Annotated in this window: 25 protein-coding genes; 8 read left to right on the top strand and 17 right to left on the bottom strand. The window is 65.2% G+C overall.

Going from position 1 to position 24,554, the window contains the following annotated elements; translation table 11 throughout:
- Positions 1-4: 4 nt before the first annotated feature.
- Positions 5-1,180, bottom strand: a complete 1,176-nt coding sequence (locus ACO056_RS10035) for an indoleamine 2,3-dioxygenase (protein WP_421846277.1) — start codon at positions 1,178-1,180, stop codon at positions 5-7.
- A gap of 104 nt (positions 1,181-1,284) precedes the next feature.
- Between ACO056_RS10035 and ACO056_RS10040 the strand changes: the two genes are divergently transcribed.
- Positions 1,285-1,728: an Lrp/AsnC family transcriptional regulator gene (locus tag ACO056_RS10040; protein ID WP_421846278.1), complete on the top strand. Its 444-nt coding sequence runs from the start codon at positions 1,285-1,287 to the stop codon at positions 1,726-1,728.
- 67 nt (positions 1,729-1,795) lie between these two features.
- Here ACO056_RS10040 and rpsD read toward each other — a convergent pair whose 3' ends face one another.
- From rpsD to rpiB, 6 genes are all read right to left on the bottom strand, one after another.
- Positions 1,796-2,407, bottom strand: a complete 612-nt coding sequence (gene rpsD / locus ACO056_RS10045; RefSeq protein WP_421846279.1) for a 30S ribosomal protein S4 — start codon at positions 2,405-2,407, stop codon at positions 1,796-1,798.
- Between the two features lie 349 nt (positions 2,408-2,756).
- Positions 2,757-3,503 carry an RNA methyltransferase gene (locus ACO056_RS10050; protein WP_421846280.1) on the bottom strand — a complete coding sequence of 249 codons (747 nt, stop codon included), beginning with the start codon at positions 3,501-3,503 and terminating at the stop codon, positions 2,757-2,759.
- A complete protein-coding gene (nrdR, locus tag ACO056_RS10055; RefSeq protein ID WP_421846281.1) occupies positions 3,500-3,976 on the bottom strand; it encodes a transcriptional regulator NrdR in 477 nt (158 codons plus the stop codon). Before nrdR ends, ACO056_RS10050 begins: the two co-directional genes overlap by 4 nt.
- A 6-nt stretch (positions 3,977-3,982) precedes the next feature.
- Positions 3,983-4,186 carry a hypothetical protein gene (locus ACO056_RS10060; protein ID WP_421846282.1) on the bottom strand — a complete coding sequence of 68 codons (204 nt, stop codon included), beginning with the start codon at positions 4,184-4,186 and terminating at the stop codon, positions 3,983-3,985.
- A gap of 3 nt (positions 4,187-4,189) precedes the next feature.
- Complete coding sequence (gene glyA, locus ACO056_RS10065; RefSeq protein WP_421846283.1) at positions 4,190-5,500, bottom strand: serine hydroxymethyltransferase; 1,311 nt, start codon at positions 5,498-5,500, stop codon at positions 4,190-4,192.
- Between the two features lie 29 nt (positions 5,501-5,529).
- Positions 5,530-5,967, bottom strand: coding sequence for a ribose 5-phosphate isomerase B (rpiB, locus tag ACO056_RS10070; RefSeq protein ID WP_421846284.1), 438 nt, complete (start codon positions 5,965-5,967; stop codon positions 5,530-5,532).
- 246 nt (positions 5,968-6,213) lie between these two features.
- Here rpiB and ACO056_RS10075 point away from each other — a divergent pair, with 246 nt between their 5' ends.
- Positions 6,214-7,899 carry a M20/M25/M40 family metallo-hydrolase gene (locus tag ACO056_RS10075; protein WP_421846285.1) on the top strand — a complete coding sequence of 562 codons (1,686 nt, stop codon included), beginning with the start codon at positions 6,214-6,216 and terminating at the stop codon, positions 7,897-7,899.
- 14 nt (positions 7,900-7,913) lie between these two features.
- Here ACO056_RS10075 and ACO056_RS10080 read toward each other — a convergent pair whose 3' ends face one another.
- The 4 genes from ACO056_RS10080 to ACO056_RS10095 form a co-directional block, all read right to left on the bottom strand.
- Positions 7,914-8,561, bottom strand: a complete 648-nt coding sequence (locus ACO056_RS10080) for a hypothetical protein (RefSeq protein WP_421846286.1) — start codon at positions 8,559-8,561, stop codon at positions 7,914-7,916.
- Positions 8,558-10,570 (bottom strand): RNA polymerase sigma factor RpoD, encoded by a 2,013-nt coding sequence (gene rpoD / locus ACO056_RS10085; protein WP_421846287.1) that lies wholly within the window; start codon positions 10,568-10,570, stop codon positions 8,558-8,560. The genes ACO056_RS10080 and rpoD overlap by 4 nt, the downstream gene beginning before the upstream one ends.
- Positions 10,571-10,616: 46 nt before the next feature.
- The gene (gene dnaG / locus ACO056_RS10090; RefSeq protein WP_421846288.1) at positions 10,617-13,430 is read right to left on the bottom strand and encodes a DNA primase; all 2,814 of its coding nucleotides are present in this window, start codon (positions 13,428-13,430) and stop codon (positions 10,617-10,619) included.
- A 75-nt stretch (positions 13,431-13,505) separates the two neighbouring features.
- Complete coding sequence (locus tag ACO056_RS10095) at positions 13,506-13,958, bottom strand: GatB/YqeY domain-containing protein (RefSeq protein ID WP_421846289.1); 453 nt, start codon at positions 13,956-13,958, stop codon at positions 13,506-13,508.
- A gap of 161 nt (positions 13,959-14,119) precedes the next feature.
- Here ACO056_RS10095 and carA point away from each other — a divergent pair, with 161 nt between their 5' ends.
- From carA to greA, 4 genes are all read left to right on the top strand, one after another.
- Positions 14,120-15,289 carry a glutamine-hydrolyzing carbamoyl-phosphate synthase small subunit gene (carA, locus tag ACO056_RS10100; RefSeq protein WP_421846290.1) on the top strand — a complete coding sequence of 390 codons (1,170 nt, stop codon included), beginning with the start codon at positions 14,120-14,122 and terminating at the stop codon, positions 15,287-15,289.
- Between the two features lie 134 nt (positions 15,290-15,423).
- Positions 15,424-15,732 (top strand): hypothetical protein, encoded by a 309-nt coding sequence (locus ACO056_RS10105; protein WP_421846291.1) that lies wholly within the window; start codon positions 15,424-15,426, stop codon positions 15,730-15,732.
- Positions 15,716-19,075, top strand: coding sequence for a carbamoyl-phosphate synthase large subunit (carB, locus tag ACO056_RS10110; protein ID WP_421846292.1), 3,360 nt, complete (start codon positions 15,716-15,718; stop codon positions 19,073-19,075). The genes ACO056_RS10105 and carB overlap by 17 nt, the downstream gene beginning before the upstream one ends.
- A gap of 109 nt (positions 19,076-19,184) precedes the next feature.
- Positions 19,185-19,661, top strand: coding sequence for a transcription elongation factor GreA (gene greA, locus ACO056_RS10115; protein WP_421846293.1), 477 nt, complete (start codon positions 19,185-19,187; stop codon positions 19,659-19,661).
- 249 nt (positions 19,662-19,910) lie between these two features.
- Here greA and ACO056_RS10120 read toward each other — a convergent pair whose 3' ends face one another.
- The 5 genes from ACO056_RS10120 to ACO056_RS10140 all read right to left on the bottom strand — a co-directional run bounded on the left by ACO056_RS10120 (position 19,911) and on the right by ACO056_RS10140 (position 22,015).
- Entirely contained in the window at positions 19,911-20,135 is a 225-nt protein-coding gene (locus ACO056_RS10120) for a DUF4170 domain-containing protein (RefSeq protein ID WP_421846294.1), read from the bottom strand.
- A gap of 88 nt (positions 20,136-20,223) precedes the next feature.
- Positions 20,224-20,664, bottom strand: coding sequence for a hypothetical protein (locus ACO056_RS10125; RefSeq protein ID WP_421846295.1), 441 nt, complete (start codon positions 20,662-20,664; stop codon positions 20,224-20,226).
- Positions 20,661-20,966 (bottom strand): hypothetical protein, encoded by a 306-nt coding sequence (locus ACO056_RS10130; RefSeq protein ID WP_421846296.1) that lies wholly within the window; start codon positions 20,964-20,966, stop codon positions 20,661-20,663. Before ACO056_RS10130 ends, ACO056_RS10125 begins: the two co-directional genes overlap by 4 nt.
- Positions 20,963-21,343, bottom strand: coding sequence for a phage holin family protein (locus tag ACO056_RS10135; RefSeq protein ID WP_421846297.1), 381 nt, complete (start codon positions 21,341-21,343; stop codon positions 20,963-20,965). Before ACO056_RS10135 ends, ACO056_RS10130 begins: the two co-directional genes overlap by 4 nt.
- Before the next feature lie 9 nt (positions 21,344-21,352).
- Positions 21,353-22,015, bottom strand: a complete 663-nt coding sequence (locus ACO056_RS10140; RefSeq protein ID WP_421846298.1) for a hypothetical protein — start codon at positions 22,013-22,015, stop codon at positions 21,353-21,355.
- Positions 22,016-22,262: 247 nt separating this feature from the next.
- Between ACO056_RS10140 and eno the strand changes: the two genes are divergently transcribed.
- Both eno and ACO056_RS10150 read left to right on the top strand, forming a co-directional pair.
- Positions 22,263-23,549 carry a phosphopyruvate hydratase gene (gene eno / locus ACO056_RS10145; RefSeq protein ID WP_421846299.1) on the top strand — a complete coding sequence of 429 codons (1,287 nt, stop codon included), beginning with the start codon at positions 22,263-22,265 and terminating at the stop codon, positions 23,547-23,549.
- 41 nt (positions 23,550-23,590) lie between these two features.
- A complete protein-coding gene (locus ACO056_RS10150) occupies positions 23,591-24,007 on the top strand; it encodes a cupin domain-containing protein (protein ID WP_421846300.1) in 417 nt (138 codons plus the stop codon).
- A 16-nt stretch (positions 24,008-24,023) separates the two neighbouring features.
- On the opposite strand, the gene ACO056_RS10155 is transcribed toward ACO056_RS10150, so the two are convergent.
- Positions 24,024-24,488 carry a GNAT family N-acetyltransferase gene (locus ACO056_RS10155; protein ID WP_421846301.1) on the bottom strand — a complete coding sequence of 155 codons (465 nt, stop codon included), beginning with the start codon at positions 24,486-24,488 and terminating at the stop codon, positions 24,024-24,026.
- Positions 24,489-24,554: the final 66 nt, after the last annotated feature.

Raw genomic sequence — 24,554 nt, forward strand, 5'->3', positions numbered from 1 at the left:
CCGGTCAGGCCGGCAGGAGCATCGCGGCGGTCTCGTCGCGGTGCTTCTTGAGATACTTCATGAACGGCGTGCCGCCGGTGCCGATGTCTGCGGTGTTGCCGGCCGATTTGCTGCCCTGCTTATTGATGTAGCTTGCGGCATATTCGAGGTGGCGGCTGCGGAAATCGGCGACGGCCTGCACCGCGCCGTTGTAGGCATCGGTCAGCCCCTTGTGGCCGGTGCGGCTGACGAAGGCGCGAAGGCGCGAGGCGGCGCGCACATCTTCGATGAAGCGGCGGTGGCCGGTCGGGCGGTAGATGTGAAGTTCATCGAGATAGGCCTTCAACGGATCGGCTGCATGGCCGACGCCGAGCAGCGCGTCCATCGAGGGAACGATCGAGGACTGCGAGCCGGTCTGGCCGCGATAGACCTGCGGGGCCCCGCCGAGCCGCGCGACGCCCTCGTATACGAGGCCGGCGCTCAGGGCGGGATTGTCCTTCCAACCGTGGATATAGGGGCGGACACGGCGGAAGTAGATATAGGGATCGCACTGTTCGGGCATGCGATCGAAGATTGCGTTGATGCCGGCCCAGACCGCGACGATCTGCTCAAGCAAGCTGCGGGCGGCAGCGGTATCCCCGGCATCGGCGGCGGCGATCAGCGGAGCGAACAGCTTGAGTGCGGCCCCGGCCTGCGCTTCAATCGCGACGTGGATGAGGACAAACCACGCCTCGTCGGTGCCCGCGGCAAACTTCTGGATCATGTAGATATTGTCGAGATTGACCGGTGCGGCAAGGTCGATCAGGCCCCAGTTATCAAGCACATAGCCGCTGTATTGCAAAAGCGGCTGCTGGTCGAGCCGGTCGGCGAGCGCGGCCATTGGCACCGCGAGGATAGCGGGGAGCGCCGCCGGCGCTTCGGCCGCGCCCCAGACGTAGGCCTGCACGAGGAACGAATAGTGGACCATCGCCATGCGGGCGGCGGGCTCGTCCAGCGCGGCGATCTGTTCGGGCGTAATGGCAGGGAGGCTGCTTTCGAGCACCGCGCGGACCTGCCCGGTGGGGAGGATTTCTGGGAGGCGCAGCGCGATCTCGCGGGCTGCTGCCAGCGCGCCGCCTAGCACCACGGCGGGAGCATCGTAGCCGCACAGGAAGCCGCGTTCGGGGGAGATGTCGTAGGTTGCGAGGCTGGCAAGGGTCATGGCGCTCTCCGGTGTCATTCTGCGGCGCAATGATATGCGAATTATGACCGAATGAGGTTGCGTCTTGACGCGTTATGCCGTGCAGTTGCACAATGATCGGCGTTATGGACGCTATTGATGAAAAGATATTGCGTGCGCTCGAATGCAACGGGCGAATCAGCAATTTGCAGCTGGCCGAGCGGGTGGGCCTGTCGCCCTCTGCTTGCCTGCGGCGGGTGCAGGCGCTCGAAACCGGCGGGGTAATCAAGGGCTATCGCGCGGTGCTTGATCGGGCCCGGCTCGGCACTGGCGTAACGATCTTCGTGATGGTCGGCCTCTCCGGCCAGCTCAAGCGCGATGCGCTTTCGTTCGAGGAAGCAATGGGCGAGGCGCCCGAGGTGCGCGAGTGCCACAATATAACCGGCGCGGTCGAATATCTGCTACGCGTGGAAGTGGCGGATCTGGAGGCCTACAAGCGGTTTCATTCGGACACGCTGGGAACTTTGCCGCAAGTGCGCAGCATCACCAGCCACGTGTCGCTGGGGACGTCGAAGGACCTCCGGGGCTGATCGGGAGCAACAAAAAAGGCGGGGTGTTTGCCCCGCCTCCTTCGTGTTCGTATCTGAAACCGGCTGATCAGCGCGAGTAGAACTCGACGACCAGGTTCGGTTCCATCTTCACCGGGTAGGGCACTTCGTCGAGCGTCGGGACGCGCACGAACGTGGCCTTGTCTGCCTCGGCGGCGACGTAATCGGGAATGTCACGCTCGGCCAGCGACTGGGCTTCGGCGATGAGCGCCATTTCCTTGGCCTTGGGGCCGAGGGTCAGGATATCGCCCGGGCGCACGCGGCGGCTGGCGATGTTGCACTTCACGCCGTTGACGCGGATGTGGCCGTGGCTGACGATCTGGCGGGCCGAGAAGATCGTCGGCGCGAACTTGGCGCGGTAGACGATCATGTCGAGGCGCTGTTCGAGCAGGCCGATGAGGTTCTGGCCGGTATCGCCCTTCATGGACGCGGCTTCCTGATAGGTGCGCTTGAACTGCTTCTCGGTGACGTCGCCGTAGTAGCCCTTGAGCTTCTGCTTGGCGCGCAGCTGGATGCCGAAGTCCGACACCTTGCTCTTGCGGCGCTGGCCGTGCTGGCCGGGGCCATAGGCGCGGCGGTTGACCGAGCTCTTCGGGCGGCCCCAGATGTTTTCGCCAAGACGGCGGTCAATCTTATGCTTCGATGCCTTGCGCTTCGACATGGCAAGTCCTTTCAATTTGCTATGCAGCCAGCCCGAGGGCCAGCCTGTGGAACCAGCCTTGAGGCCGGCGTTTCGTAGACCCGGAACCGCACCATGTTCCCATAAGGGGCATGCGGCCACTGCTTCACCGGGCGTGCAGGGCCAATTGCGAAGGGGCGCCTAGACCAGCGATTGCGCGGAATGTCAAGGGTGAGCGGGGTGTGAAGGGGATTCGCGCAGAGGCGCAGAGGCGCGGAGAAGCAAGTATGAACGGGAAGGCGGCTCCGCCGCAGGCTTTATTCCTTCTCTGCGCCTTTGCGCCTCTGCGCGAACCAAATTGGAAATAGGGACTGTCCCCATTTATGAGGCGCTACTTCTCCCTCGGGCCGGGCTTGCGCATGAGGGTGGTGAGCACGCCGCGCAAGGTGCGCACCTCTAGATGGTTCCAGCCGGGCTTGGTCAGCATGTTGCGCAAGGTGCGGTGGGTCACGTCGGCGCGGCTGTAGGGTTCGAAGTAGCCGCGCGGCTCCAGCAGACCGGTGATGTGGCCGATCAGGCCCTCGAGCTCTTCCTGCGGGGCAGGGGGGAGGAGAGCATCCTCGGCTGGCGGCTGGGCGAGTCCGGCCTCAGGCGCGTGTTTGGACCATTCATAGGCGCACAGGATCACCGCCTGCGCGAGATTGAGCGAGCCAAATTCGGGGTTGATCGGCACGGTAATGATCGCGCGGGCAAGCGCAACGTCGTCGGTTTCGAGGCCGGAACGTTCCGGACCGAATACGAAGGCGGTGCCGCCCACGGCGGTAGCGGCTTCCCTGGCGGCTGCCTCGGGGGTGAGAACGGGCTTGGTCACGCCGCGCTTGCGTACGGTGGTGGCGTAGACATGCGCGCAATCGGTGACGGCGTCCGCGAGGGTTTCGAAGACTTCGGCGTTTGCCAGCACCACGTCCGCGCCCGCGGCGGCTGGGCCGGCACTGGGGTTGGGCCAGCCATCGCGCGGCGAAACGAGCCGCATGCGGGTGAGGCCGAAGTTCAGCATGGCGCGCGCCGCCTTGCCGATGTTCTCGCCGAGCTGGGGGCGGACGAGCACGATGACCGGTGCATCATTCGGGGGCGTCACGTCCCTCCCACCTCACGCACGGTGCTGGCGAATTCCTCGAAATCGCGGGCTTCGGTGAAATCGCGGTAGACGCTGGCGAAGCGGATGTAGGCGACGCTGTCGAGCTGGCGGAGGCCTTCCATCACCATTTCGCCGATCTGGCGGCTTTCGACTTCAGCATCGCCCAGCGTTTCAAGCTGGCGCTGGATGCCGCTGACAAGGCGTTCGATGCGTTCTGGCGCGACCGGGCGCTTGCGGCAGGCGAGCGCGACGGATTGTTCGATCTTGGCGCGGTCGAACGGCTCGCGCCGGGGTTCGCCGCCTCCGGCGCCGCTTTTCACGACCATGACCTCGCGCAGTTGTACGCGCTCGAAGGTCGTGAAGCGGGCGCCGCAGGCCTCGCACTGACGGCGCCGGCGGATCGAGGTGTTGTCCTCGCTCGGCCGGCTGTCCTTTACCTGGCTTTCCTCATGGGCACAGAACGGGCAACGCATGCGGTGTTATTTTATGCGCTGATAAAACGCATAGCCCGCGCCCACGGCAAGGCCGAGGGGCAGCGACACGAAGGGCAGCAGCGCGCCGGCCACTGCGCCGATGCCGGCGCCGATGAGGACCGGCTTGGTCGAGGGATGGTCCATGCCCTGCTTGGCCATGCCGCTGATTTCGGCTTGGGCGCGGGCCATGAGATCGTCGTTGTCAGCCATGTTTCAAAGCTCCGGATAGATGGGGAAGCGTGCGCACAGGGCTTCAACCCGCTCGCGCACGCGTTGTTCCACCTGGCCGTCGCCTTCATCGCCATTGCGCGAAAGTCCGTCGACCACTTCGGCGATCAGCGCGCCGATCTGCCGGAATTCCTCCTCGCGGAAGCCGCGGGTGGTGCCGGCGGGCGTGCCGAGCCGGATGCCCGAAGTGACGAAGGGCGAGCGCGTGTCGAACGGGATGCCGTTCTTGTTGCAAGTGAGCCAGGCGCGGTCGAGGCCCTTCTCGGCGGCCTTGCCGGTCACGTCCTTGGGAGTGAGATCGACGAGCATTGAATGGTTGTCGGTGCCGCCCGAGACGATGCCGAGGCCGGCTTCCTGCAGGCTTGCGGCCAGCGCGCGGGCGTTGGCGACGACCTGGTGGGCATAGGCCGCAAATTCGGGCTTCAGCGCTTCGGCAAAGGCAACGGCCTTGGCGGCAATGATGTGGACGAGTGGGCCGCCCTGCATGCCGGGGAAGACCGCCATGTTGATCTTCTTGGCGAGCGCTTCGTCGTTGGTGAGGATCACGCCCGAGCGAGGGCCGCGCAGCGACTTGTGCGTGGTGGTGGTGACGACATGGGCATGCGGCATCGGCGAGGGATGCGCACCGCCCGCGACGAGGCCCGAGATGTGCGACATATCGACGAGGAGGTAGGCGCCGATCTCGTCCGCGATGGTGCGGAAGGCTTCCCAGTCCCACACGCGCGAATAGGCAGTGCCGCCCGCGATGATGAGCTTGGGCTTGTGCTCGTGCGCGGTGGCACGGACAGCGTCCATATCGATCTGGTGATCTTCGCGGCGGACGCCATAGGCGACCGGCTTGAACCACTTGCCCGACATGTTGACCGGCGAACCGTGGGTGAGGTGGCCACCCGAATTGAGATCGAGGCCCATGAAGGTGTCACCCGGCTCGAGCAGCGCGAGGAACACGGCCTGGTTCATCTGACTGCCCGAATTGGGCTGCACATTGGCGAACTGGCAGCCAAACAGCGCCTTGGCCCGCTCGATCGCCAGCGTTTCGACGACGTCGGCATATTCGCAGCCGCCATAGTAGCGCTTGCCGGGGTAGCCTTCGGCGTACTTGTTGGTGAACACCGAACCGGCAGCTTCGAGGCAGGCGAGGCTGGTGATGTTCTCGCTGGCGATCAGTTCGATCTTCGTCTGCTGGCGGTTCAGCTCTCCGCGGATCGCGGCGTAGACTTCGGGATCGGCGGCAGCGAGGTGTTCGGTGAAGAAGCCGGGCTTGCGGATATCCTGTGCGGGGGCGGCAGCGTTCATCAGCGGGGGCTCCTTTCAGAAGGGGTTTGTCAGAAGGCTGGGGAGGAAAGCTTGGCAACGCGGCCTTCGTGGCGGCCGCCGAGAAATTCGCCGGCCAGGAAGGCTTCGACGCAGGCCTTGGCCATTTCTGGGCCGACAAGGCGCGCGCCCATGGCGATCGCGTTGGCGTTGTTGTGCGAGCGGCTGAGCGCGGCGGACAGCGGTTCGCTGACAAGCGCACAGCGCAGCGCCGGGTGGCGGTTTACCGCGATCGAGATGCCGATGCCCGAACCGCAAAGCGCAACGCCGCGCGTCGCCTCACCCGAAGCGACGGCTTCGGCGATCTTGTAGCCATAGTCCGGATAGTCGACGCTGGCGGTGCTGTCCGGCCCGAGATCGAGGACTTCGTGGCCAAGCGCGGTGATATGGGCGACGAGTTCGGCCTTGAGATCGAAGGCAGCATGGTCCGAGGCGATTGCGATGCGCATGGGCGGCGAGTAGTCCTGAGCCAAGGGATTCGTGTGACCCACGCGCTTTAGGAGGGTTGGCCCGGCTTTGCCAGTGCGCGCGATTGCCTTAAGTTATATATAAGTGAAAATTATACCGAAGGATGCGGATGGCGGGGACCGGAGTATCGGCAGGCTGCGGATGCGTTCAGCATTTGAAGCCTTGCGGAAGCTTCGCATTCAGGCTTGGCTGCGCGCATGGTACCGCAGAGCGGAACGGGAGGGAAGATGACCAAACGGCTGATCCTGCTGGCGGCGCTGATACTGGGCGTGCTGCTCGGCATCCGCGCGACGACTCCGCCCGTGCCGGTTGGCGCCGATGCTCCGGCAGAGGTCTTTGCCGCCGGGCGCGCGATGGCCGATGTGCGCATGATCGCGGCGCGGCCGCACCTTGCCGCCTCGCCCGAGGATGCGGCGGTGCGTGCGCATATCGTTCGCCGGATGCAGGCGATGGGGATGGAGGTGCACGAGACGCTGTTCACCGCGCCGCCCGCAAGCGCCAGGCGGCTGGCGTGGTGGAGCGGGAAAGACGTTGCCGCACCGGTGCTGACCAACGTAATCGGGGTGCTGCCGGGCAAGGACCGCAGCCTGCCCGCGGTGCTGCTGATGGCGCATCACGATACGGTGGGCGGCTCGCCCGGCGCGGCAGACGATACGGCCGGCGTTTCGGCGCTGCTGGAGACGGCGCGCGCGGTGCGGGCCGCTGGGCAGCCGGCGCGCGATCTGATCGTGCTGATCACCGATGGCGAGGAACTGGGGCTCGACGGGGCGCATCACTTCTTCACCGCCGATCCCTTGCGCGCGCATGTTGGCGCGGTGATCAATGTCGAGGCGCGGGGCGGCGGCGGGCGGACGACGCTGTTCGAGACATCGGCGGACAACGGTGCGGCGATTGCGCGGGCGGCGGGCGCGATCGCGCGGCCTGGCGGGTCCAGCCTTGCGGTGTTCATCTACAAGGTGCTGCCCAACGACACCGACCTGACCGAGACGCGCGGCGGGCCCTATACCGGCTACAACTTTGCCTTCATCGGGCGGCCGCAACTCTATCATTCACCCAAGGCGACGCCCGACGCGCTCGATCAGGGGGCGCTGCAGGATATGGGCGCGCAAGTGCTCGATCTGACGCGAGCGTTGCTGCACGCCGGGCCGCTGCCGGGCAAGGCGGCGGATGTGGTGTTCTTCGATGTGTTCGGGCTGTTTATGGTGGTCTATCCGGCGTGGGCGGGGTGGGCCATGCTGGCGGTGGCGGCCGGATGCCTCGGTCTTGCCGCGCGGCGCGGCGGCGGCTTCGGCGCGGGCGCGGCGGGGGCAGGGCGGATGCTGGCGCTGATCGTGCTGGGGGGCCTTGTGCTGTGGGCAGTGAACCAGCTTTCGCTGGGGTCGGCCAAGGTCAATTACTACGACCGATTGGCGGCGATCCCCCGGCTCGAAGTTATGGCTCTAAGCGGCGGTCTGGCGGCATTCCTGCTGGCAATGGGGGCGTGGAAGCCAAAGCCGGCGGGGCTGGTCGGCGCGGCGCTGCCGCTTTTCGTGCTGAGCGCGGTGATGCAGGCGCTGGCGCCGACGGCGGCTTATGTCGTGGTGCTGCCGGTGATGCTCGCGGCGCTGGCCTTGGCAGCGGGTGAGGGCGCAGGCGGACGGCTGGCGGCGCTGCTCCTCGGGACGCCGGTGATCGGCTACATGATCGCGCTGGGGCATCAGGTGATGCAGGGCGTCGGGCCGAACCTGCCGATGGCGGCCGTGCTGCCGCTGGCGGTGACGGCGCTGGCAGTCCTGCCGCTGTGGGAGGGCTTCAGCGCCCGGACGGCGCGGATGTCAGCGGCGGTGCTGCTGGTGATCGCGGTTGGCACGGCGCTGACGGTGCGGCTCGATCCGCTGGCCGATACCGTGCCGGTCTATAGCGCGGACAAGTGACGGGGGCCGTCGGCCTAGCTCGGATGGCTACCGGCCCGCGACTTCTGACCTTCCTTCTTGGCGATATGCGCCACGAGTTCGTCGATCATCTGCTTTTGCATTTGCGGAGCGAGTCCCATGATGTCGACCATCGAGCGCTTGTTGGCTTCCATCACGTCAGGATCGCTCATCACGGTTGCGCTTCTTGAGAAGAACCGCTGCCCGGTCGGCGTGCCCACGAAGGCCCGGATCTGTGTCAGATCCTCGAAGCTGAACTGCCGTGCATAGGCCCGCGCCATGGCCTGATAGAGATCGGGCAGATGCGTGTTCATCCGCTCGGTCATTTGCTTGTACATGCGGTCGATCCCGCGGCCGATGATGGCGTCGGCTTCGGCATCGCCGGTTCCGGCGATCTTGGACATGGATTCCCGGATCTGCGTGCGCAGCGAACCCATGATGCCCGCAAACATCGCGGGGCGGCTCTCTGGCGGCATGCCGATATCGAGAATTTCCTGCGCGAGCGCGACAGCCTTGGGATCGAGCTCAGCCTTTTCAGCCGCTGGCGCGGGTGCGGGCTGGCTTGGTGCCTGGGAGGCGGCTGTCTGGGCCGGAGCCGACTGCGCGAGCGCCGGACCTGCCGCAACCAGCGCGGCGGCAAGGGCGAAGCTTGCCGTGCGGATCACTGATCGAGGAACGAACGCATTTTCCGCGAACGGCTCGGGTGCTTGAGCTTCCTCAGCGCCTTGGCTTCGATCTGGCGGATACGTTCGCGCGTCACCGAGAACTGCTGGCCGACTTCCTCGAGCGTGTGATCGGTGTTCATGCCGATGCCGAAGCGCATGCGCAGCACGCGTTCCTCGCGCGGGGTGAGGCTGGCGAGGACGCGGGTGACGGTTTCCTTGAGGTTGGCCTGAATGGCCGCATCCACCGGGATCACCGCGTTCTTGTCCTCGATGAAATCGCCGAGGTGGCTGTCTTCCTCGTCGCCGATCGGCGTTTCGAGAGAGATCGGCTCCTTGGCGATCTTCATCACCTTGCGGACCTTTTCGAGCGGCATCGACAGGCGCTCGGCCATTTCCTCGGGCGTCGGCTCGCGGCCCTGCTCGTGCAGGAACTGGCGGCTGGTGCGCACCAGCTTGTTGATCGTCTCGATCATGTGGACCGGGATGCGGATCGTGCGCGCCTGATCCGCGATCGAACGCGTGATCGCCTGCCGGATCCACCACGTGGCGTAAGTCGAGAACTTGTAGCCGCGGCGGTACTCGAACTTGTCGACCGCCTTCATCAGACCGATGTTGCCTTCCTGAATGAGATCCAGGAACTGCAGCCCGCGGTTGGTGTACTTCTTGGCGATCGAGATCACCAGACGCAGGTTCGCCTCGACCATTTCCTTCTTGGCGATGCGCGCCTCGCGCTCGCCCTTCTGGACCATGTTGACGATGCGGCGGAATTCACCGAGCGACATGCCGGTGGCAGCCGCGATGTCGGCGATCTCGGCGCGGATGCGCTCGACCGGCTCGGCTTCGTTCAGGGCGAAGGCCGCCCACTTCTTGTCACGGTTGGCGAGCGTTTGCAGCCAGCCTTCATCGAGCTCGCGCCCGACGTAGTGATCGAGGAAGTCCTTGCGCGGCACCTTGTGACGTTCGGCAAGCCGCAGCATCTGGCCGCCCAGCGTGGTAAGGCGGCGGTTGAAGGCGTAGAGGTTGTCGACCAGGTATTCGATCTTGGTCGCGTGGAACTGCACGCTTTCGACCTGCGCGGTGAGATCCTCGCGCAGCTGCTGGTATTCGATTTCCTTGGCAGCGGGGAAATCATTGCCCGCGCCCAGCGCATTGAGCCGCGCCGCCTGAATCTTCTCGAAAGCGCGAAACAGGCTGGTGATCTGGGCGAACTTCTCGAGCGCTTCCGGCTTCAGCTGCGCTTCCATCTGGGCGAGGCTGAGGGTGTTGTCCTCCTCCTCCTCCTCGACCGGGCGCTTGGCGCGGCGTTCGGTGAGCTCGTCGTCCTCGTCCTCGGCGACCTCTTCCTCCTCGACGTCCTCTTCTTCCTTGAAGGAGGGGCCGGCGGTGGCTTCGCTGATTTCACCGTCACCGGTTTCCTCGCCGTCTTCGGAGAGGTTTTCGGGCTGCGGCTCCTTTGAAAGCATTGCGTCAAGATCGAGGATCTCGCGCAGCTGCATTTCGCCTGCGTTCAGCGCTTCGGACCACTGGATGATCGCGTGAAAGGTGATCGGGCTTTCGCACAGGCCCAGAATCATCGTGTCGCGACCGGCCTCGATGCGCTTGGCGATGGCGATTTCGCCCTCGCGGCTCAAGAGCTCGACCGCGCCCATTTCGCGCAAGTACATGCGCACCGGATCATCGGTGCGTTCGATGGTTTCCTTGCGCTTGGAAACAAGGTCCGGCCGTTCGTCGACCTGCTCGGCCTCGTCGGCGTCGTCTTCCGCGGCCTTGTCCTCGGGATCGACGGCGTCCTCATCGCTTTCGACGATGTTGACGCCCATCTCCGAGATCGCGGCCATGATGTCCTCGATCTGGTCGGCAGACATCTGGTCCTGCGGCAGGGCCTCGTTGAGTTCGTCCACAGTGATGATCCCGCGCCGCTTGGCGCGGGCGATCAGCTTCCGGATGGAAGCGTCGTTGAGATCGATCAGCGGAGCGTCGCCGGTGTCAGTCGTGTCGTTGGAAGCCATTTAATCCCGGTACCATCTGTGCGGCGCGCGAGGCGTGACTCCCCTGTCACATCCCGGCGCGGGTGCGGCCCATTTGCCCCAAGCGGGCCAGCAGCGCCAGCCTTCGTTGTAGCAAACGTTGCTGTTCGGCGAATGTTTCGTCGGAAAACTCCGCTTCATGCCGGCGCGTGGCTTCTGCCAGCGCAGCTTCGACGGCCGGCAATCCAACCAGCAGATCGACCGCTTCGGCGAGTTCTTCCGCCGCATCGGGTGCCTTGCCGCCCAGAAAACCGAATCGCATTCCGGCGTAATCGTCCGCCAGCGGTGCCCTGAGGCCCCGCTTTGCCAATATGGTAAGAACGTCGCTGCTTTCAAGCGGCTGCGCACCGCTATGAACCATATCGATCAGCGCATCGAGGAGGGCTGCGAGCCCGGCATCGGCAACCTCGAGCCGGGCGAGCGTTTCGGCATGGCGCGCGATCTGCTGCGGCTGTTCGATAAGGCCTGTAAGCACGGCGGCGAGTAGCGGACGGCCTTCGCCCACGGCCTGCATCCGCGCGGTGACGGCGGCGGAAAGCGGCGGAGGGGCGGGCTGCCAGGGGCCCTTGCGGCCGGGCCCGGAGCCGCGCCCGGAGCCGCGCTGCACGGGTTGGAACGCGGGGCGCTCGCGCTGCGGGTAGGCGAGCTCGCCGAACCGGTCGAGCAGATCGCGGCGATAGAGCGCCTTGATATCGCCGTCGCCGATTGTCTCGACATGGGCCATGAGGCGGGCCTTGAGCCCGGCCTTGTCCTCGGGCGTGGCGAGCGGGCCTGCCATGCGCTCGATATCCCACAGCACTTCGACCATCGGGCGAGCGGCGGCGAGGACGTCTTCCATCGCGGGGGCGCCGCGCTGCTTGATGAGATCGTCGGGATCGAGCCCGGCGGGGAGCACGGCTATGCGCAGCGAATGACCGGGGCGCAGCAGCGGCAGTGCCCGAACGATGGCACGCGCGGCGGCACGCTGGCCGGCCGCATCGCCATCGAAGCACAGCACAGGCGTTTCCACCATGCGCCAGAGCCGCTCGATCTGGTCTTCGGTCAGCGCCGTGCCCAGGGGAGCGACTGCTTCGCCGATCCCGGCGGCGGCGAGCGCGACAACGTCCATATAGCCTTCGACGACGACGACCCGGCCCGACTGGCGGCTGGCCGGGGAAGCGCGGTGAAGGTTGTAGACCGTGCGGCCCTTGTCGAAGAGCGGGGTATCGGGGGAATTGAGGTACTTGGGCGCATCCGTCTTGGTCTTGTCGAGGATGCGCCCCCCGAAGGCGATGACGCGGCCGCGCGGATCGCAGATGGGCAGCATGAGCCGCCCGCGGAAACGGTCGTAAGGATCGCGGCCCTCGACCACGATGCGCAGGCCCGCCTCGATCAGCATGGCCTCGGGGAACTGGGACAGCGCGTCCTTCAGCGCGGTGCGGCTGTCGGGTGCGTAGCCGAAGCCGAAGTCCTTCATGACATGTGCCGGAAACCCGCGCGAGGCGAGGTAGGCGCGGGCCGCCGCGCCCTGATCCTCAGCCAGGCTTTTGACAAAGAACGCCTGCGCTGCCGCCATTACATCGTGGAGCGACTTCTGCTCTTCAGCACGCTTTGCCGCGCGCGGATCGGGTGCGGGGACTTCCATGCCCGCGCTCGCCGCCAGTTCCTTCACCGCATCGAGGAAGGGCAGGCCCTGATGGTCAGTCATCCAGCGGATCGCATCGCCGTGGGCGCCGCAGCCGAAGCAGTTGCCGGTCAGGATGTTGTCTTCGAGGGCAAAGGCATGCTCGCCGGGTACTTCAGCGCAGAAGACTTCCTCGATCCGGTCGGTGGGGGAGACCGAGATGACCTGCCAGCGCAGCCGCTCGAAAGCCTTGGAGGCGGTAGCATGGCGTCGGCGCGCTTCGGAAAGGAGGAAGAAGGGTTCGGCCAGTGAAGACGCCACGAAATGGATGCGATGAACATCGCTTGTCTGCCCGTTGAGGCCCCGGCGCGTCTGGGTTGTGCGACCGAATGTGCCGATGCCGAGCTGCGTCGCGATATCACGCACGGCATCGAGATGGGCAGACTTGGCCGAATTGAGAATGACCGTACCGTCTTTGGCGACATGACCATCTGCAGCGAAGTAACCCGCCAGAAAACCAAGCAAATAGGCCGCACTTGCGTCGCTTTCGGGCAAGGCCTTCATGTGCCCGCACGCCCGCCCGCCATAGATGCGCATGAACGGTTCGCCGTTGGCCCGCTCGCGATGCTGATGGGACTGGTCTGGAAACCATGCCGCCAGTTCGGCATCCTTCTGGCCGTGCAGGTTCACTGTGCCATAGATGGCCTTCATCAGTGTTCCGTCACCAAAGACAATCCCGTGTCTGACACCCGCAGGATCAATGGTCCAATCGGTGCGACTTGCGGGAAACACTGCTTCCAACCGGTGCCCAGGGCGCAACTGTCTTGTGGTAGTCTCGCTGTTGCGGCCCCTGACGAACCAGCGATGACCATCCGTTGCGTAGATGGTCTTTCGTATGCCGTTGCGCGAAAGGACGAGTTCCCAAAGACGTTGCTGCCCGAAACTGCGGAAGGGAGCTGTGATCCATGTGCCGCCCCGGCTCAGTACGGTGTGTGTGCTGCCGGCTAGATCAGCAATGGCCACGACACCTTCGGTGGTGATCACGCGCGTCTCACCAGCCAGGCAATGATAGAAGCCCTTCTCGTCATTGATCGTGAAGCTGGGTGTCTTCTCGTTGTGGAACGGGCAGCAGGCCTTGAACTCGCGCCCCGCCTTCTGGACGCGCACGCTCCGCCCGATCAGCGCGGACAGCGAGACGCGGGTGCGCAGTTCATCGAGCCATTGGGGGGTCAGGGACACGGGGCGTTCAGTGGCATGTGTTTGGTGTCTCGGCTTTGCTCGACACGAACGGGAAGGGGGATTGGGCGGTGAGGTTTAGCTCAGCGCCGCCTTCACCAGCCCGCTGGCCTTGCCCATGTCGAGCTGGCTGCCGTGGCGGGCCTTGAGGGCGGCGACGACTTTGCCCATGTCCTTCATGGAGGTTGCACCAAGTTCGGCCTTGATCGCCTCGATCGCGGCTTTCACATCGTCTTCGCCGAGCTGGGCGGGGAGGAATTCCTCGATGACGGCGAGTTCGGCCTGTTCGATATCGGCGAGTTCCTGGCGACCGCCTTCCATATAGAGCGTGATCGATTCGCGGCGCTGTTTGGCCATCTTCTGGAGGACATCGACCACGATCACGTCATCGTCGGGCACCGTGCTGGCGGTGCGCAGTTCGATATCCTTGTCCTTGAGCTTGGCGAGGATGAGGCGGACGGCAGCAAGGCGCAGCTTGTCGCCGGATTTCATGGCGCTGATCTGGGCGGCCTTGATGGTATCGCGGATCATGGGATTCGTATTCCTGTGGATGGAGCGTGCGGACAGCGCGCGAAAGCCTGTCACTTAGGCGAAACTTTCTGCCTTCGCTAGGTTGACGGGAACCGGCGAGGGGCCTAGCGACCGAGCCTTAGCGACATCGCCAGACCCTTGCCAACGGAGCGCCCCCTATCATGGCCGACCCCGCCCACACGCATGCGCCCAAACCGGCGGGCGCGACCGGCGTTCTTGTCCTTGCGGACGGTTCGGTGGCCTGGGGCCGCGGCTTCGGCGCGGAAGGCAAGGCCGTGGGCGAAGTGTGCTTCAACACCGCGATGTCGGGCTATCAGGAAGTGCTGACGGACCCCTCCTACGCGGGGCAGGTGGTGACTTTCACGTTCCCGCATATCGGCAATGTCGGCACCAATCCCGAGGACATGGAAAGCCATGACGTGCCGGGCGCTATCGGGCTTGTGGTGCGCGAGGACGTGACCGAGCCTGCCAACTTCCGCGCTGTAGAGCCGCTGCAGGCCTGGCTTGCGGAGCGTGGCAAGATCGGGCTTGCCGGCATCGACACACGTGCATTGACGCGGCGGATCCGGATGCTCGGCGCGCCCAATGCGGTGATCGCGCATGATCCTGAGGGGCAGTTCGACATTCCGGCGCTGATCGCCGAGGCGAAGGCATGGCCGGGCCTTGAAGGCATGGACCTTGCCCGCGTGGTGAGCCGTGAGGAGCAGGCCGAGTGGGAAGGCGGCATCTGGCGGCTGGGGCAGGGCTATGCCCGCTCGCCGCACGATCCCCGGCCGCATGTCGTGGCGATCGATTATGGCGCCAAGGACAATATCTTCCGCAATCTGGTGCGCGCCGGTGCGCAAGTGACGGTTGTTCCTGCCGAGACTTCGCTGGAAACGGTGCTGGCGCTGGAGCCGGCGGGCGTGTTCCTCTCCAACGGCCCGGGCGATCCGGCGGCTACGGGTGTTTACGCGGTGCCGGTGATCCGAGGGCTGCTGGAGCGCGACATTCCGGTGTTCGGCATCTGCCTCGGCCATCAGATGCTCGGCCTCGCGGCAGGCGCGCGCACGATCAAGATGCATCAGGGCCATCGCGGCGCGAACCACCCGGTGAAGCGCCATGCCGACGGCGTTGTCGAGATCACCTCGATGAACCACGGCTTCGCGGTGGACAATGCGGCGCTGCCCGAGGGTGTTGAGGAGACGCATGTCTCGCTGTTCGATGGTTCGAACTGCGGGATTTCGATTGCGGGCAAGCGGGCGTTCGGGGTGCAGTATCACCCTGAGGCGAGCCCGGGGCCGCAGGATAGTTTTTATCTGTTCGAGAAGTTTGTGGGGATGCTGGGTTGAGCCCCCCCACTTTCACCTTGCACGGCGCGACCGCTGCCGCAGCTTTCATGCTGGTGGCTATGCCTGCGGCTGCCAGTTCCGCGGCGCCTTCGACAGACTGGGTCGTGGGCAAAACCGCGGATTCCCCAGCCTCGATGGTGCGTACGCTTGAAGGTTTGACGCTGGACTACCACATCGTGCCCGGCGACTATGACATTATGCAGGTTTCGGTGAAGCCCTGCGGTAGCGGCGACGATCCCTGGTACATGAAGGACAGCCTTTCGCCGCCCGGCGAGACTAGCGCCGAGCGCCTCGCCTTCCTTCGCAAGAATGCGCTTGAAGACCTGCACAATGCCCGGCTCAACTGCCCAATCTCCGAAGGCATCGAGGACCGCCTGCTTGACGGTTTTGATGCTGCCTACGCTCAATTCGAGAAACTGAACCCTGATGCCCAAACGCACTGACATCTCCTCGATCCTGATCATCGGCGCCGGGCCGATCGTCATCGGCCAGGCTTGCGAGTTCGATTATTCGGGCACGCAGGCGGTGAAGGCGCTGAAGGAGGAGGGCTACCGCGTGGTCCTCGTCAATTCGAACCCCGCCACGATCATGACCGATCCGGACATGGCGGACGCGACCTATGTCGAGCCAATCACGCCCGAGATCGTGGCCAAGATCATCGCCAAGGAGCGCCCCGATGCGGTGCTGCCGACGATGGGCGGGCAGACCGCGCTGAACACCGCGCTGGCGCTGGCAAATGATGGCACGCTGGAAAAGTACGGCTGTATCATGATCGGCGCGGATGCCGAGGCCATCGACAAGGCCGAGGACCGCATGAAGTTCCGCGATGCGATGGACAAGATCGGATTGGAATCCGCCCGCTCCGGTATCGCGCATACGGTGGAAGAAGCGCTCGCCGTGCTGGAGCGCACCGGGCTGCCCTCGATCATCCGGCCCAGCTTCACGATGGGCGGCACTGGCGGCGGCATTGCCTACAACAAGGACGAGTTCGTCAAGATCGTGCGCGGCGGGCTGGAAGCTTCGCCGACCACCGAGGTGCTGATCGAGGAATCGCTGCTCGGCTGGAAAGAGTACGAGATGGAGGTCGTTCGGGACAAGAACGACAACTGCATCATCATCTGTTCGATCGAAAACGTCGATCCGATGGGCGTCCATACGGGCGATTCGATCACGGTCGCCCCGGCGCTGACGCTGACCGACAAGGAATACCAGATCATGCGCAATGCATCGATCGCGGTGCTCCGGGAAATCGGCGTAGAAACAGGCGGTTCCAACGTGCAGTTCGCGGTCAACCCGAAGGATGGGCGGCTGATCGTGATCGAGATGAACCCGCGCGTTTCGCGGTCATCCGCGCTGGCTTCGAAGGCCACCGGCTTCCCGATTGCCAAGGTCGCGGCCAAGCTGGCGGTGGGCTACACGCTCGATGAGATCATGAACGACATCACCGGGGCGACCCCGGCGGCGTTCGAGCCGACGCTGGACTATGTCGTAACCAAGATCCCGCGCTTTGCGTTCGAGAAGTTCAAGGGCGCGGTGCCGCTGCTGGGTACGGCGATGAAGTCTGTCGGCGAAGTCATGGCAATTGGCCGCAATTTCCAGGAATCCGTGCAGAAAGCGCTGCGCGGGCTGGAAACGGGCCTCGACGGGTTCAACCGCGTGGTCGAGCTGGAAGGCGCGACGCGTGATCAGATCGTTGCGGCGCTCAGCCGGGCGACGCCGGAGCGGCTGCTGGTAATCGGGCAGGCCTTCCGCGAGGGGCTGAGTGTGGACGAGATCCACGCCGTCACCAAGTACGAGCCGTGGTTCCTGCGCCAGATCGAGGCGATCATCGCCGAGGAAAAGCGCATCAACACGGATGGCCTGCCGATCGACGCGGCGGGGCTCCGGCGGCTCAAGTCCATGGGCTTTTCGGACAAGCGGCTGGCAACACTGGCGGTGCGGTCGGTTGGTGTGGCGGGCGGCATGGCCGAAACGACGGCGCGTCGCTCGGGTCTGATCCACGATGTGCTGAACGCGATGGCGGGCGCGACGAGCGAGGAAGAAGTGCGCGCGCTGCGCCACAAGCTGGGCGTGCGCCCGGTGTTCAAGCGCATCGACAGCTGCGCGGCCGAGTTCGAGGCGGTGACGCCCTACATGTACTCGACCTACGAAAGCGGCCTGTTCGGCGAGCCTGAATGCGAGGCTGCGCCGACGGACCGGAAGAAGATCGTGATCCTCGGCGGCGGACCGAACCGCATCGGGCAGGGCATCGAGTTCGACTACTGCTGCTGCCACGCCTGCTTCGCGCTGGGCGATACGGACCCCGCGAGCGGCGAAAAGGGCGCCGGGTTCGAGACGATCATGATCAACTGCAACCCCGAGACCGTCTCGACCGACTACGACACCTCCGACCGGCTCTATTTCGAGCCGCTGACTGCCGAGGACGTGCTCGAGGTGCTGGAGGCCGAAAAGGCCAACGGCACGCTGGTGGGCGTGATCGTGCAGTTCGGCGGGCAGACTCCGCTCAAGCTCGCGCAGGCGCTGGAGGATGCGGGCATTCCCATTCTCGGCACCTCGCCCGATGCCATCGACCTTGCGGAGGACCGCGAGCGGTTCAACCGGCTCGTCGACAAGCTGGGGCTGCGCCAACCGCTGGGCGGCATGGCGCGCAGCCGTGACGAGGCGGTCGCGGTGGCGACGCGCATTGGCTATCCGGTGCTGATCCGGCCTTCGTATGTGCTGGGCGGGCGCGCGATGGAAATCGTCGACAGCCAGGCGCAGCTCGATGATTATATCGCGACCGCGGTGAAGGTCTCGGGCGACAGCCCGGTGCTGATCGACCAGTATCTGCGCGATGCGATCGAGTGCGACGTCGATGCGCTGGCGGACGGTGACGATGTCGTCGTCGCGGGCGTGATGCAACATATCGAGGAAGCGGGCATCCATTCGGGCGACAGCGCGTGCACCTTGCCGCCTTATAGCCTGCCGGCCGAGATCATTGCCGAGATGGAGCGGCAAGCGGTGCTGCTGGCCAGGGCGCTCAGCGTGTGCGGCCTTATGAACATCCAGTTCGCGGTGAAGGACGGCGAGGTCTACCTCATCGAAGTGAACCCGCGCGCCAGCCGCACTGTGCCGTTCGTGGCCAAGGCGATCGGCCAGCCGATTGCCAAGTATGCCGCGCGGATCATGGCGGGCGAAAAGCTCAAGGACTTGCCGGCGATCAAGCGCGATGTGCCCTATATGGCGGTGAAGGAAGCGGTGTTTCCGTTTGCGCGCTTCCCGGGCGTGGATCCGGTGCTTTCGCCCGAGATGAAATCGACCGGCGAGGTCATGGGTATCGACAGCGGCTTCCCGGTGGCCTTTGCCAAGGCGCAGCTGGGTGCGGGCATGGTGCTGCCGGTGGGCGGCACGGTGTTCGTCTCGGTCAAGGATAGCGACAAGCCTGTGATCCTTCCAGCGGTGCAGAAGCTCGATGCCATGGGGTTCCGCATCGTGGCGACGGGCGGGACGGCGACGTTCCTGACCGCGGCGGGCGTAAAGGTCGAGCGGGTCAACAAGGTGGCCGAAGGGCGGCCGCATATCGTCGACCGGATCATCGATGGCGAGATCGCCTTGATCTTCAACACCACCGAGGGCTGGCAAAGCCACAAGGATTCGCAATCGATCCGCGGTTCGGCGCTTTATGGCAAGGTTCCGTATTTCACGACGGCGGCAGCTTCGGTCGCGGCGGCTGGCGCAATCGAGGCACTGCGCAGCGCCGAACTTGCGGTTCGCTCCTTGCAGGATTATTATCAGCCCTCCACATGATCCCCGACATTGCGGCGATTGGGGCCCGGTTTGGCATCGTGCTGACTGGGGTGGAACGGTTTTCCTCTTGTCCGGCGTGGCAAGGGATTGAAAGGTAAAAGGATTAGGGATGGCAAGTGTTGAGAAGCTGCCGATGCTGGCTGAAGGCTATGCAAAGCTGACGGCGGAGCTGAAGGCGCTACGCGAAGAGCGTCCCCTCATCGTCGATGCGATCGAGGAAGCCCGCGCGCACGGCGATCTTTCCGAAAATGCCGAATATCACGCCGCCAAGGAGCGGCAGGGCCAGGTCGAGGCCACGATCAGCGATCTGGAAGACAAGATCAGCCGTGCGCAGATCATCGACCCCACCACGCTTTCGGGCGACCGCATCGTGTTCGGCGCGACTGTCACGCTGCTTGACGACGCCGACAAGCCGGTGCGCTACCAGATCGTGGGGCAGGCCGAGGCGGACGCCAAGATCGGCCGGATCAGCTACAACTCGCCGCTGGGGCGGGCGCTGATCGGCCGCCGGGTCGAGGACGAGATCGAAGTGACGGTGCCTTCGGGCGACCGTTTCTATGTGGTTGAGAAGATCGAGTTTATCTGAGGGCTTTGGCTTCGCGCCGGTTTTGGCTGCCCGCGAGTTCAGCAGGGTAGGCAGGCAATTGCGTTTGCCGCTCTGGATTGCTTCGTCGGCTTCGCCTCCTCGCAATGACGAGAGGGAGGGGCTGACGCGGTAGTTGGGGCCTATTCCCAATCCCTTCGTCATTGCGAGCGTAGCGAAGCTATCCAGGGCGGTGTGCACTGCGCTCTGGATAGCTTCGCTACGCTCGCAATGGCGAGGTAGGCTTAACGCTCACTCCGGCTTGTGCAGGTCCGGCTCCAGCAGGCGGTGGAGGTGCACCACCACGTAGCGCATTTCGGCATCGTCAACCGTGCGCTGGGCGCAGCTGCGCCAGGCTTCTTCGGCGCTCGCATAGTCCGGGTAGACGCCGACGAGATCGATCGCGTTCAGATCGGTAAATTCAAGGTGCTGCGGGTCCTTGACCCGCCCGCCCATGACGAGGTGCAGTTTCTGCATGGCTGGCTTGTCCGTTTCCTTGGGGAGAAGCCCAGCCACTGGCAAAATGAAGAGGGGGATGCAAGCCCCGGCCGCTACGGAAAGAGCGCTATTCTGCCTTGCTGCCCGGGAGACGGCGCTTGAGGATCGGCCCGAGCGTGCGCAGGGCCTTGCCGGCCAGATCGGGCAGGCGGGGCTTGTCCGGCTTGGCGGGGGTTTCGCCTGCGGCATCGCTGGCAGCGGCGGCCGCCTTTTCGCCCGCAGCGCCCGCGACATAGGCTGCCGCGAGTTCGAGGCCCACTGCGGCGATATCCGCCGCGCGGCGCGGCAGGGACATGCGGGCGAGCGAGCCCTTGCGGGTTGCCTTGTCACCCGCAACGCCGCGTCCGGTGCGGGCGATGGCGCCTGCTACCAGTGCGCCGAGCAGGATCCCGCCCGCGACCATCGCTACGGGATGTTCTTCGACGAAACCCTTGACCTTGCCGAGCGCGTCAGGTGCGGGTTCGGGGGTTTCGGAAGCTTCAGGCTGCGGCGTTTCGCTATCGGTCATGCTTCATCCTCGTCCACTTCGGCCGCGGGGGCGAAGCGGTTTTTGAGCAGGGCAATCAGGGGGCGGCGGAAGAACCACGCGGCGAGCAGCGCCAGAGTGCCGCCGATGACAGGTATGTTGTCCTTGGCGACCGCCTTGGCCTCGTCCACCGTATCGAGCACCCGGTCCATCGCGGCTTCCTTGATCCGCGTCGGGATCGGCCGCTCGGCAAGGCCGGTGCGCAAGGCGGACACTTCGCCCTGCACGCGAGCCCAGGCCTCGTCGCGCCGGGCGCGGGCTTCGCGGAGCGGATTGTCGCTCATGCCGGGCCATCCTTGCCGCTGAGTGCGCGGGTGATCGCACCGATGCGGCGGATCACGCCGAGCACGCTGAGGCCGGTGAGCGCAAGAAGGCCGAGGAACACCACTGCCAGCGCGCCCCACGGCCCGATCAGCGGTGCCAGCGCGAGCAGCAGGCCCATGACCAGCGCCATCAGCGCGAAGAACAGCAGCGCGAGCGCCAGCCCGGCAAGCGCGAGCACGCCCTTGGCGCGGCCGAACACGAAGCCGGCGCGCGCCTTCTGGAACGCGATTTCCGCCGAAAGCAGGGTCTGGCCATCTTCAAGCAGCGTGCGCGCGCCGCCGATCAGGGAATCATCCCCGACAGCGGCGTCTTCGGTCTGGACCTTTTCCTCGGTCACGCCGGCAGATCAGGCTTCCGTGGTTTCGGCGCTGTCCGCCGGGGCGGGCTTGCGGCGCAGCAACCGCGAGAGGACGAAGCCCGTAATTGCCGCGATGCCGAGCGCCTTGACCGGGCTCTTCTTCACGAACGTCACGATCTCCTCGCCGATCTCGGGAATGTCCTTGGCCTCGAGGCTGGCAGCGGTGGATTGCAGGGTGTGCGCGGCGCCGCGGGCGTAGTCGCCGTATTGCACGCCGAGCTTCTCGTCGATCATGCCAGCGTTGATCTCGATCGTCTCACCCAGTGCGCCGAGCGCGGCTGTCGCCTTGCCCTTGCCCTGACGCGCGAGATCGAGCGCGACGACCTTGGCCTGCTCGGCATATTCGCCGGCCTTCTCGGTCACATCGCTGGCGGTGGCGGCGACCGTTCCGGTGAGCGCGGCGGTGCGCTCGCGCGCTTCGCCCGTCAGGTTCGCGGCGCTTGCCTTGGCGTCCTCGATCGCCTTGCCAAAGCGGGTGGTGACGGCGCTGGCGGTCTCGGCCACGGTTTCCTCAATCTGCGCGATTTCGGCAGGCACAGCTTCGGGCACCGCTTCAGCTACAGTTTCGACAACCTTGAGCGCGGCCTTCTTGCGGGTCCGGGCTGGCTTTGCGGCGGCTTCGGGAGCCGCGTTTTCGGGGGTATCGGTCATCGTGCGGGTCCTTTCGCGAGGGCGATTCTGGAATGACTGCCAGTCCTAGACCAATTGCCGCAAGTGCGAAAGGCGCGCGCACCTGGATTTAGCGTGTGCCAAAGACTGGTGGGCGCGGCTGCCCGGTCGCAATTGCCGCTCGCCTTCCATAACTGCGCAAGGGCGTGCCGGTTCCAAGCTTGACCTTGTCACTCCGGCCAAGCGCAGATAGGGGCGCGCAGGACATCTCACCAAACGAGGAAGCGCCATGACCGCGATCATCGACATTCACGCCCGCGAGATCCTCGACAGCCGGGGTAACCCGACCGTCGAAGTCGATGTGCTGCTGGAGGACGGCTCGTTCGGCCGCGCCGCAGTGCCGTCGGGCGCCTCGACCGGCGCGCACGAGGCTGTCGAACTGCGCGACGGCGACAAGGGGCGCTACCTTGGCAAGGGCGTGCTGCAGGCGGTGGGCGCAGTGAACGGCGAGATCGCCGGCGCGCTTGTCGACATGGATGCCGAAGACCAGCGCGACATTGATCAGGCGATGATCGCGCTCGATGGCACCGAGAACAAGAGCCGCCTTGGCGCGAACGCGATCCTCGGCACCAGCCTTGCAGTGGCGAAGGCCGCGGCGGACGCGCGCGGGCTGCCGCTTTACAGCTACGTCGGCGGCGTTTCGGCGCATCTGCTGCCGGTGCCGATGATGAACATCATCAACGGCGGCGAGCATGCCGACAACCCGATCGACTTCCAGGAATTCATGATCATGCCGGTTGGCGCGCCGACGCTGGCCGAAGCGGTGCGCTGGGGCTCGGAAGTATTCCACACGCTCAAGAAGGCGCTCCACCAGAAGGGCCTCGCCACCGGTGTGGGCGACGAGGGCGGCTTTGCACCCAACATTGCCAGCACGCGCGATGCGCTCGATTTCGTGATGGCCTCGATCGAGCAGGCCGGGTTCAAGCCGGGCGAGGACATCGTGCTCGCGCTCGATTGTGCGGCGACCGAGTTCTTCAAGAACGGCAAGTACGAGATCAGCGGTGAGGGGCTTTCGCTTTCGCCGGAGGCCATGGCGGATTATCTCGCTGCACTGACCGATGCCTACCCGATCCGCTCGATCGAGGACGGCATGGGCGAGGACGATTTCGAAGGCTGGGCGGCGCTCACCGCCAAGATCGGCAAGAAGGTCCAACTGGTGGGCGATGATCTGTTCGTCACCAACCCCAAGCGCCTGACGATGGGCATCGGCAAGGGCCTCGCCAATTCGCTGCTGGTGAAGGTCAACCAGATCGGCACGCTGACCGAGACGCTGGAAGCGGTGAGCATCGCACAGCGCAATGGCTATACCGCGGTCATGTCGCACCGTTCGGGCGAGACCGAGGACGCAACGATTGCCGACCTCGCGGTTGCCACCAACTGCGGCCAGATCAAGACGGGCTCGCTGGCGCGCTCGGACCGGCTTGCCAAGTACAACCAGCTGATCCGCATCGAGGAAGAGCTGGGCCAGTCGGCGCGCTATGCGGGCAAGGCTGCGTTTGGTAGACTGGCCGGATAAGACCGCCTGATCGCGGCGGTTCCACCGGAAAGGCCTGATCGATGAAGAGAGCTTTGATGTTTGCCGCCGCGCTCCTGGCGGCACCGTCAACGGGTCAGGCCCATCCGGATCATGCGGCAGGCGCTCCGGCGCGCGCCGTGGTCACTCCGCTGCTGCAGGACGAAATCGAGGGCGGCGGCGCCAAGGAGGCGGCGCTGCTGCTGGTGACGTACGCCCCGGGCGCGTCGGACCCTGTCCACCGCCACAACGCGCTGGTCTATGTCTACGTGCTCGAAGGTTCGGTGGTGATGCAGGTGCGGGGCGGCCCGGAAGTGACCCTGAAGCCCGGCCAGACGTTCATGGAAAAGCCCAGCGATATTCATGTCGTCGGCCGCAATGCCAGCAAGACCAAACCGGCCAGGTTTCTGGCCTACTTCGTCAAGGACAAGGGCGCACCGCCGGTCGTTCCAGCCGAGTGACGCCTGGCCGGCCGGGCTAGACCGCCTTCGCCATGATCACCTGCGTGCGCGCGAGGACATTCATCCCCGGCGGCGCGGGTGCATCGGCAAAGCCCATCCGTTCGTAGAGCCCGAGCGCGACGTCGAGCGCCTTGAACGATTGCAGATAGAGCGCCGGGCCGCCCTTTTCGGCGGCGTAAGCGAGGCACTTCTGCACCAGCGCGCGCCCGGCGCCTGAACCCCGCGCGCTTTCCGTCACCACCAGCTTGCAGAACTCGAAGCCGCTCTCGCCGAGGCCCTTGACCGCGACTGCGCCGACAGTCTCCCCGCCGATCCGCGCGAGGAAGGCCTCACCGCCGCTCGCGCGGTAGTAGGTGGCGGGATCGGCCATGATCGCGGCATCTTCAGCTTCGACCACCCGGCCCATGCCTTCGAGCCACGGAATCCAGATCGCGGCGAATTCGTGGGTCTGGTAAGCGGACATGGGGGCGATGGTGAGCATTTGATCTTTTCTAGCAGCGGCTGAGGCGCCAACAACCTGGAATTTTAATCGGACGCTTAAAGCCTC

The organism is Novosphingobium sp. (genome assembly GCF_965228995.1).
GTDB lineage: Bacteria > Pseudomonadota > Alphaproteobacteria > Sphingomonadales > Sphingomonadaceae > Novosphingobium.

Excerpts from the sequence above, each read along its gene's own strand:
- ACO056_RS10035 (WP_421846277.1), bottom strand. The coding sequence starts at position 1,180 with ATGACCCTTGCCAGCCTCGCAACCTACGACATCTCCCCCGAACGCGGC.
- ACO056_RS10040 (WP_421846278.1), top strand. The coding sequence starts at position 1,285 with ATGGACGCTATTGATGAAAAGATATTGCGTGCGCTCGAATGCAACGGG.
- rpsD (WP_421846279.1), bottom strand. The coding sequence starts at position 2,407 with ATGTCGAAGCGCAAGGCATCGAAGCATAAGATTGACCGCCGTCTTGGC.
- nrdR (WP_421846281.1), bottom strand. The coding sequence starts at position 3,976 with ATGCGTTGCCCGTTCTGTGCCCATGAGGAAAGCCAGGTAAAGGACAGC.
- ACO056_RS10060 (WP_421846282.1), bottom strand. The coding sequence starts at position 4,186 with ATGGCTGACAACGACGATCTCATGGCCCGCGCCCAAGCCGAAATCAGC.
- glyA (WP_421846283.1), bottom strand. The coding sequence starts at position 5,500 with ATGAACGCTGCCGCCCCCGCACAGGATATCCGCAAGCCCGGCTTCTTC.
- rpiB (WP_421846284.1), bottom strand. The coding sequence starts at position 5,967 with ATGCGCATCGCAATCGCCTCGGACCATGCTGCCTTCGATCTCAAGGCC.
- ACO056_RS10075 (WP_421846285.1), top strand. The coding sequence starts at position 6,214 with ATGACCAAACGGCTGATCCTGCTGGCGGCGCTGATACTGGGCGTGCTG.
- rpoD (WP_421846287.1), bottom strand. The coding sequence starts at position 10,570 with ATGGCTTCCAACGACACGACTGACACCGGCGACGCTCCGCTGATCGAT.
- ACO056_RS10095 (WP_421846289.1), bottom strand. The coding sequence starts at position 13,958 with ATGATCCGCGATACCATCAAGGCCGCCCAGATCAGCGCCATGAAATCC.
- carA (WP_421846290.1), top strand. The coding sequence starts at position 14,120 with ATGGCCGACCCCGCCCACACGCATGCGCCCAAACCGGCGGGCGCGACC.
- ACO056_RS10105 (WP_421846291.1), top strand. The coding sequence starts at position 15,424 with ATGGTGCGTACGCTTGAAGGTTTGACGCTGGACTACCACATCGTGCCC.
- carB (WP_421846292.1), top strand. The coding sequence starts at position 15,716 with ATGCCCAAACGCACTGACATCTCCTCGATCCTGATCATCGGCGCCGGG.
- greA (WP_421846293.1), top strand. The coding sequence starts at position 19,185 with ATGGCAAGTGTTGAGAAGCTGCCGATGCTGGCTGAAGGCTATGCAAAG.
- ACO056_RS10120 (WP_421846294.1), bottom strand. The coding sequence starts at position 20,135 with ATGCAGAAACTGCACCTCGTCATGGGCGGGCGGGTCAAGGACCCGCAG.
- ACO056_RS10125 (WP_421846295.1), bottom strand. The coding sequence starts at position 20,664 with ATGACCGATAGCGAAACGCCGCAGCCTGAAGCTTCCGAAACCCCCGAA.
- ACO056_RS10130 (WP_421846296.1), bottom strand. The coding sequence starts at position 20,966 with ATGAGCGACAATCCGCTCCGCGAAGCCCGCGCCCGGCGCGACGAGGCC.
- ACO056_RS10140 (WP_421846298.1), bottom strand. The coding sequence starts at position 22,015 with ATGACCGATACCCCCGAAAACGCGGCTCCCGAAGCCGCCGCAAAGCCA.
- eno (WP_421846299.1), top strand. The coding sequence starts at position 22,263 with ATGACCGCGATCATCGACATTCACGCCCGCGAGATCCTCGACAGCCGG.
- ACO056_RS10150 (WP_421846300.1), top strand. The coding sequence starts at position 23,591 with ATGAAGAGAGCTTTGATGTTTGCCGCCGCGCTCCTGGCGGCACCGTCA.
- ACO056_RS10155 (WP_421846301.1), bottom strand. The coding sequence starts at position 24,488 with ATGCTCACCATCGCCCCCATGTCCGCTTACCAGACCCACGAATTCGCC.